5 protein-coding genes and 1 pseudogene are annotated in these 7113 nt (G+C 76.4%); 3 read left to right on the top strand and 3 right to left on the bottom strand.

The annotated features are described in order from the left end of the window. Positions 1 to 287 (bottom strand): annotated as a pseudogene (locus tag AB0E96_RS36230) (hypothetical protein); the annotation flags it as partial. A gap of 324 nt (positions 288 to 611) precedes the next feature. Between AB0E96_RS36230 and AB0E96_RS36225 the strand changes: the two are divergent. Next, positions 612 to 1016 carry a cobalamin B12-binding domain-containing protein gene (locus AB0E96_RS36225; protein WP_224285525.1) on the top strand — a complete coding sequence of 135 codons (405 nt, stop codon included), beginning with the start codon at positions 612 to 614 and terminating at the stop codon, positions 1014 to 1016. 56 nt (positions 1017 to 1072) lie between these two features. Here the strand turns inward: AB0E96_RS36225 and AB0E96_RS36220 are convergent, their stop codons facing one another. After that, entirely contained in the window at positions 1073 to 2662 is a 1590-nt protein-coding gene (locus AB0E96_RS36220; protein ID WP_359830260.1) for a DUF5691 domain-containing protein, read from the bottom strand. An 11-nt stretch (positions 2663 to 2673) separates the two neighbouring features. Then, on the bottom strand, positions 2674 to 3963 hold the full coding sequence (locus AB0E96_RS36215; RefSeq protein WP_359830258.1) for an SWIM zinc finger family protein: 1290 nt from the start codon (positions 3961 to 3963) through the stop codon (positions 2674 to 2676). Positions 3964 to 4130: 167 nt separating this feature from the next. Here AB0E96_RS36215 and AB0E96_RS36210 point away from each other — a divergent pair, with 167 nt between their 5' ends. After that, positions 4131 to 5213 carry an AAA family ATPase gene (locus tag AB0E96_RS36210; protein WP_359830256.1) on the top strand — a complete coding sequence of 361 codons (1083 nt, stop codon included), beginning with the start codon at positions 4131 to 4133 and terminating at the stop codon, positions 5211 to 5213. After that, on the top strand, positions 5210 to 7113 hold a 1904-nt coding region (locus AB0E96_RS36205; protein ID WP_359830254.1), incomplete at its 3' end, for a DUF5682 family protein. The genes AB0E96_RS36210 and AB0E96_RS36205, both read left to right, overlap by 4 nt.

The raw sequence follows: 7113 nt of genomic DNA, 5'->3' as shown, positions 1-7113 counted from the left end.
GCCGCGACCGCCTGGGCGGCCGCCTGCGCGGCGTTGCCCTCGGCGGACTCCGTCGCGGACTGCGCCACCCGTCCGGCGGCCTGGGCGCGCTGCTGGTCGGCCTCTCCCTGCACGGTGACCGCCGCCGCCCCGGCCACCCCGAGCGCGGCCACCGAGGGCAGCGCCACCCGTAGCAGCGCCGTCCGGGTGGCCGCCCTGGCGGCGCCGCGGCGCTGGGCGCGGGACTGTTCGCGGGCTGCGAGGCGCAGCTCCGCGCGGGTCGGACGGGCGGCTGCATCGGGAGCCATCGGGGGCTGCCTCCTCGGTGGGCCTCGGACGTCGTCGGACGAGGGGGAAAACAGCCGTGACTGTAGCTCCAAGGCCGACGCCCCGGAAAAACCTCCGGATGTCAAGGGGTCGGCCGGGGGGTCTGTGCGGAGGTTGCGGAGAGGGTGGGTATACCCGCTGGTAGCAAGGGTGGGAGCTGTGACTTTGCCCTCCTCTTCGGGGGTGGCACGGTCAACCGTGCCGGGTGGCGCTAACCTCCCCTCAGATTGGTTATTGACCGTTAACCGCGCCGGCGGCCCGCGAGGCCCGGTCGGATGGTGGACGACGAGGTCCAGGAGGCAGTCATGAGTGTGTCGGGGCCGATCCGTGTGGTGGTCGCCAAGCCCGGGCTCGACGGTCACGACCGTGGTGCCAAGGTCATCGCGCGTGCCCTGCGCGACGCCGGTATGGAGGTCATCTACACCGGACTGCACCAGACGCCCGAGCAGGTCGTCGACACCGCGATCCAGGAGGACGCGGACGGCATCGGGCTGTCGATCCTCTCCGGCGCCCACATGACGCTGTGCGCACGGGTGCTGGAGCTGCTCAAGGAGCGCGACGCGGAGGACATCAAGGTCTTCTGCGGGGGGATCATCCCGGACGAGGACATCGCCGAGCTCAAGGCGATGGGCGTCGCGGACATCTTCACCCCGGGCACGCCGACCCGGGACGTGGTCGCCTGGGTCGAGTCGAACCTGCGGGCCGGCTGAGCCGAAGTCCGTCGAGCGGGCCGGTCCGTCCGTCGGACCGGCCCGCTCCGCCGTGTTCAGGCGTCCGCGAGCTCCGCGAGCATCGCGGCCCGGAAGCGCAGGGTGCCGGCCAGCCGGGCGAAGGTCTCGGACCATGCGGAGTCCGGGGCGGCACCGGCGGTCAGCTCCTCCACCGCGGCGGCCGCCTCCGGGGCGAGCGCGCGCTCCGTCATCCCGAGCACCCCGCTGTGGCTCCACGGGTAGGCCCCGGAGGCCGCCGCCCGGGCCAGCGCGTCCACCACGGCGGTGGACAGCGGCGGCGTCCACGGGGTGGCGCAGGCGCCGAGCAGCTGGAAGGCCTCGCCGAGTCCGTGCACCGCGATGAACGCGGCCGTCCAGGCGGCCCGTTCCGGTGGCGGGAGGACGGCCAGCAGCTTGGCCGGGGCGCCGGTGGTGCGCAGCGCGCGGGCCCGGGCGCCGCGTGCGGGAGCGGTCGGGGCGGGGCCGAGCAGCGCCCGGGCCCAGTCGGCGTCCTGCTGGCGGACGGCGGCCCGCGCCCAGGCCTCCCGCAGGTCGTCGGCCCAGCTGCTGCTGGTCTCGTCGATGCTGTCGCCGACCCGCAGGGCCAGCAGCCGCTCGGGCGTCAGCCCGGTGCTCTCCGGCCAGAGCGACAGCGGCGCCGCGGCCACCACCTCGCCGAACCACCAGGCGCGTTCGCCGCGCCCGGTGGGCGACTTGGGCGCGATCCCGTCGCGCTGCATCCGGGCGTCGCACTCGGTGGGCGGGGTGACCAGCAGGTGCGTGCCGGTGTCGGCGAGCCGGACGGCGGCCCGTGCCCGTTCGGCCATCCGGCGGGCGAGTGCCGAGCCGGGCAGGGTGGAGAGCAGCTCGGCGGCGGTGGCCCGGACGTTCTTGCTGCGGTCGCCGAGGGCGGCCTCCAGGAACGGTTCGTCGGCGGGGGAGAGGCCGTCCTGGAGGGCGTCCAGGAAGAGCAGGCGGTCCTCGGCGCGCTCGGTGGACCAGGTGCCGCGCAGCAGCTCCAGGCCGGCCGCGGGGTCGCGGCGGCGCAGCAGCGTGAGGTGGGTGACCCGCTCGGCGAACAGGCCCTCGTGCCACACCCGGTCGTCCGCGGGCTGCCGCGCCGGCTCGGGGGCGGTGGTGCGCAGCACGAACCGCCAGTCGGGGTTCTGCTCGGCCAGCCAGCGGCCCAGCGGACCGGCCAGCGCCACGGCGTCCGAGCGCAGTTCGCTGCGGGCGCGGGCGGCGTCGAGCAGTCCGGGCACCAGTGCGGCGGGCGGTCGCAGGCCGCTCGCCCGGGCGGTGGCGAGCCACTGCGGCAGCAGCTCGGCCAGGTTGGCCAGGGTGCCGCCGCCGCTGCCGGTGCGTCCGGCGAGCAGGACGGCCAGCCGGCGGGCGGCCGGCTCGGGCAGCTCCGGGCGGGTGTCCTCGGCCGCAGGCGGGCCGGGTGGCCCGGCGGCGGGTACGGGCAGTGCTCCGGCCCGGCGGCGGACGGCGGCCAGTGCGGCCAGCTCCAGCAGGGCGGTGGCCGGGTCTCCCTGGTCCACGGCGTCGGCGAGCGGCAGCGCGGTGGCCGGGAGCGGGCGGCGGTCGGTGCCGAGCAGGGCGCTGGTGTGCAGGGTCTCCCACGGGTCCTGGGTGATCGTCATTCTCGGTGCTCCTAAGGATTGGTGAGGCCGACCGGGTGCCGGCCGGCGGACCAGGCCGTGACCGGGGCGAAGCCCTGGTGGCCGTACTCGCCGAAGACCGTCAGGGGGCGGCCGGTGGAGACCGCGGCCAGCCGCCACAGCGCGGCCTCCGGGACGGCCGAGGCGCGGACCGGCACGGTGTGGTGGCCGTCCGTCAGGAACCAGCCGTCGGGGGCGTGGACCGGGACGACGTCGCCGAGCACGGTCGGCCGGCTCTCCAGCCACGGGTCGTCGGCGACGGCGGTGCCGTAGCCGGCCACCGCCTCGGCGACGGTGAGCCCGGCGGGCGGTCCGGCGGGGCCGGGTTCGGGGGCGCCGTAGCGCTCGCCGAGGGTGGCGCGCAGCGGGTGGGCGCCCGGGTAGTAGGCGAGTTCGGCCTCCACCAGGTGGCCGGTGGGCAGGGCGAGGGCGGGGGCCTGGCCGGGGCGGCCGAAGGCGAGCAGCAGCGCCTGGCGGCCGGTCTTGGCGCCGCGCAGCCAGACCCGGCGGGTGGTGAGCCGTTCGTCCGCGGTGTCCCGGGAGCCGAGCACCAGCCAGCGGTCGCGGACGGTGGGGCCGGCGGCCAGCACCTCGGCGGCCTCCACGGTGTAGCCGACCCTGGTCTGGACGGTGGCGGCGAGCTCGGCCGGCAGCTCCTCCATCCGGGTGGCGGCGGTGGCGAGCAGGTGCAGCATCGCGTACTCCTCCAGCAGCCGCTCCTGCGGCAGCGCGTCCAGTTCGCGGACCTTGGTGGCCAGGCCGGAGGCCTGGGCGTCGACCATCCGGGCGGCGACCTCCTCCCAGGGGCCGGCGGTGGACTGGTCGGCGAGGCCGTGCCGGACGCGGTCGGCCAGCCGCAGCCGCAGCTCGGCCGCGCCGGCCGCGACCCGGGCGGCCCGGCGGCGGGCGGTCTCCGGGTCGGCCTGCTTCTCCGCCCGCTTCTCGGCGCGGTCCTGGCGGGACTTGAGCCACTCGGCCACCCAGTCGGCGGGCTCGGCGGCCGGGACGGCCGCCGGGGTGCCGCTCCACAGCAGGAGGAGCCCGAGCGCGTGCTTGCACGGGAACTTCCGGCTGGGGCAGCTGCACTGGTAGGCGGGCGTGGCGAGCTCGATCGCGGTGCGGTACGGCGTGCGGCCGCTGCCCTTGCACTCGCCCCAGAGCGCGGTGCCGTCGGTGCCGGTGCCGGACCACGGCGCGGGGGCGGAGAGCTTGCCCGCCGCCTTCTGCGAGGGGGCGTCAGGCGCCAGGGACAGGACGTGTTCGGTGCTCCAGCGTTCCTCCATGCGACCGACCGTAGGCGGCGGCACTGACAGCGGCTGACGTTCCGTCCGGGGCACCCGGCGGGTTGTCAGTGGCTCGGTGCAGGGTTGTTCCCAACAGGTCCTGACTCCCCGATCACCCTTCCGCCCCGGGCATCCGTGTGCCCGGAGCCGACCCGAAGGAGCCCGAGATGACCGACGTTCTGCGGCAGCACGCCGAGGACGCCTTCGCCGGTGAACTGGCCGCACTGGCCGCGCAGGACGAGCGTCCGCGCCCCGAGCGCTGGAAGCTCTCGCCGTGGGCCGTGGCGACGTACCTGCTCGGCGGCGAGCTGCCCGACGGCACCCGGATCACCCCCAAGTACATCGGTCCGCGCCGGGTCGTCGAGGTCGCCGTGACGACCCTGGCGACGGACCGCGCGCTGCTGCTGCTCGGCGTGCCGGGCACCGCGAAGACCTGGGTGTCCGAGCACCTGGCCGCGGCGATCAGCGGCGACTCCACGATGCTGGTGCAGGGCACCGCGGGCACACCGGAGGAGGCCGTCCGGTACGGCTGGAACTACGCCCAGTTGCTCACCCGCGGGCCCAGCCGGGACGCCCTGGTGCCCTCGCCGCTGATGCGGGCGATGGCCGACGGCAGGATCGCCCGGGTCGAGGAGCTCACCCGCATTCCGGCCGACGTGCAGGACAGTCTGATCACCATCCTGTCCGAGAAGACGCTGCCGATACCGGAGTTGGGCGACGAGACCCAGGCGGTGCGCGGCTTCAACGTGATCGCCACCGCCAACGACCGCGACCGCGGCGTCAACGAGCTCTCCAGCGCGCTGCGCCGTCGCTTCAACACCGTGGTGCTGCCCCTGCCGGGCTCGCTGGACGAGGAGGTCGACATCGTCACCCGCCGGGTCAACCAGCTCGGCCGCTCCCTGGAACTGCCCGAACTGCCCGGCGGCGCCGAGGAGATCAGGCGCGTGGTCACCGTCTTCCGCGAGCTGCGGGCCGGCCTCACGGTGGACGGCCGGACGAAGGTCAAGACCCCGAGCGGCACCCTCTCCACCGCCGAGGCGATCTCGGTGGTGACCAACGGACTCGCCCTGGCCACCCACTTCGGCGACGGCGTGCTGCGCGCCGGGGACGTGACGGCCGGCATCCTCGGCGCCGTCGTCCGCGACCCGGTGGCGGACCGGGCGGTCTGGCGCGAGTACGTCGAAGGGGTGGTGCGCGAGCGCGACGGCTGGAAGGACTTCTACCGCGCCGCCCGCGAGGTGACCGCGTGACGTCCGAGGTCGCCCTGCTGGGCATCCGCCACCACGGCCCCGGCTCGGCCCGGGCGGTGGCCGCCGCGCTGGCCCAGTGGCGGCCGGACGCGGTGCTGATCGAGGGCCCGCCGGAGGCCGACGGCATCGTCCACCTGGCCGCCGAGAAGGACCTGGTCCCGCCGGTGGCGCTGCTCGCCCACGCGGTGGACGACCCGGCGAAGGCCGCCTTCTGGCCGTACGCCGAGTTCTCCCCGGAGTGGGTGGCGATCCGGCACGCCGTGGAGCACGACCTGCCGGTCCGCTTCATCGACCTGCCCGCCGGGTACGGCTTCGCCCCGGCCCCGGAGCCGACCGCCGGGGAGGACGGCGGTGCCGAGGACGGGGCCGCCGGGGAGGACCTGGGCGAGCCGGTCGCCGACCCGCTGGCGCTGCTCGCCGAGGCCGCCGGGCACGACGACGCCGAACGCTGGTGGGAGGACGTGGTCGAGCACCGCGCGCCCGGCTCCGACGCGCTGGCACCGTTCGCCGCCGTCGCCGAGGCGATGGGCGCGCTGCGCGCCGAGGGCCTCGGCGAGTCCCGCCGCGACCTGCTGCGCGAGGCGCACATGCGCCAGCAGATCCGTGCCGCCCGCCGCGCCGGCCACCACCGGATCGCCGTGGTCTGCGGGGCCTTCCACGTCCCCGCGCTGGAGCGGATGCCCACCGTCGCCCACGACCGGGCGCTGCTCGCCGGGCTGCCGAAGAAGGTGCGGACGGACATCACCTGGGTGCCGTGGACGCACCGCCGGCTCTCCCAGGCCGACGGCTACGGCGCGGGCGTGCAGTCGCCCGGCTGGTACCACCACCTGTTCACCACCGACGGGGACCCGGTGCCGCGCTGGCTCACCCGGGCCGCCGAACTGCTGCGCGCCGAGGACCACCCGGTCTCCTCCGCGCACGTGATCGAGGCGGTCCGGCTCGCCGAGAGCCTGGCCGTGCTGCGCGGCCGCCCGCTCGCCGGGCTGACCGAGACCCTGGACGCCGTGCGCGCGGTGCTCTGCGAGGGCTCGGACGTCGCCCTGGAGCTGGTCCGGGACCGTCTGGTGGTCGGCGACGAACTCGGTGAGGTCCCGGACTCCGCACCGGCGGTGCCGCTCCAGCGCGACCTGACCCGGCTGCAGCGCTCTCTGCGGCTCAAGCCCGACGCCGTGCCGAAGGACATCGACCTCGACCTGCGCAAGGAGACCGACGCGGCCCGCTCCCGGCTGCTGCACCGGCTGCGGCTGCTGGGCGTGGACTGGGGCGTGCCCGCGCGCTCCTCGGTGAACTCGACCGGGACGTTCCGGGAGAGCTGGCGGCTGTGCTGGCAGCCCGAGTTCGCCGTCCGGATCGCCGAGGCCGCCCAGTGGGGCACCACGGTCGAGGAGGCGGCGGCCGACAAGGCGGTCGGCACCGCCCGCGCCGCCGGGGAACTCGCCGAGCTGACCGGCCTGGTGGAGACCTGCCTGCTCGCCGGGCTGTCCGGCGCCCTGCCCGCCGTGATGCGGGTGCTCGCCGACTGCGCGGCCCTGGACACCGACGTCGCGCACCTCGCGGGCGCGCTGCCCGCACTGGTGCGCGCGCTGCGCTACGGCGACGTGCGGGGCACCGACCACGGCGCGCTCGCCGAGGCGGCCTCGGGCCTGGCCGGGCGGATCTGCGTCGGGCTGCCGCCCGCCTGCGTCGGCCTGGACGCCGAGAGCGCGGCGGCGATGCGCGGGCGTCTCGACGAGGTGCACGGGGCGATCGGCCTGCTGGCCGCCGACCCCGCCCTCACCGCCGCCGCGGCAGCCGAGGCCGCCGACACCGACGAGACCGCCGTCGAGGCCGCGCCGGACCCCGACGCTCTGGCCGGCCTGGCATCGAGCACCGCCGCTACTGGCTGGAGCACCGCCCGGGC

Origin of the sequence: Kitasatospora sp. NPDC036755 (genome assembly GCF_040636595.1) — a bacterium.
Lineage (GTDB): Bacteria > Actinomycetota > Actinomycetes > Streptomycetales > Streptomycetaceae > Kitasatospora.
Note: the sequence above shows the minus strand (reverse complement) of the source record. Positions and strands in the feature narration are given on the sequence as shown.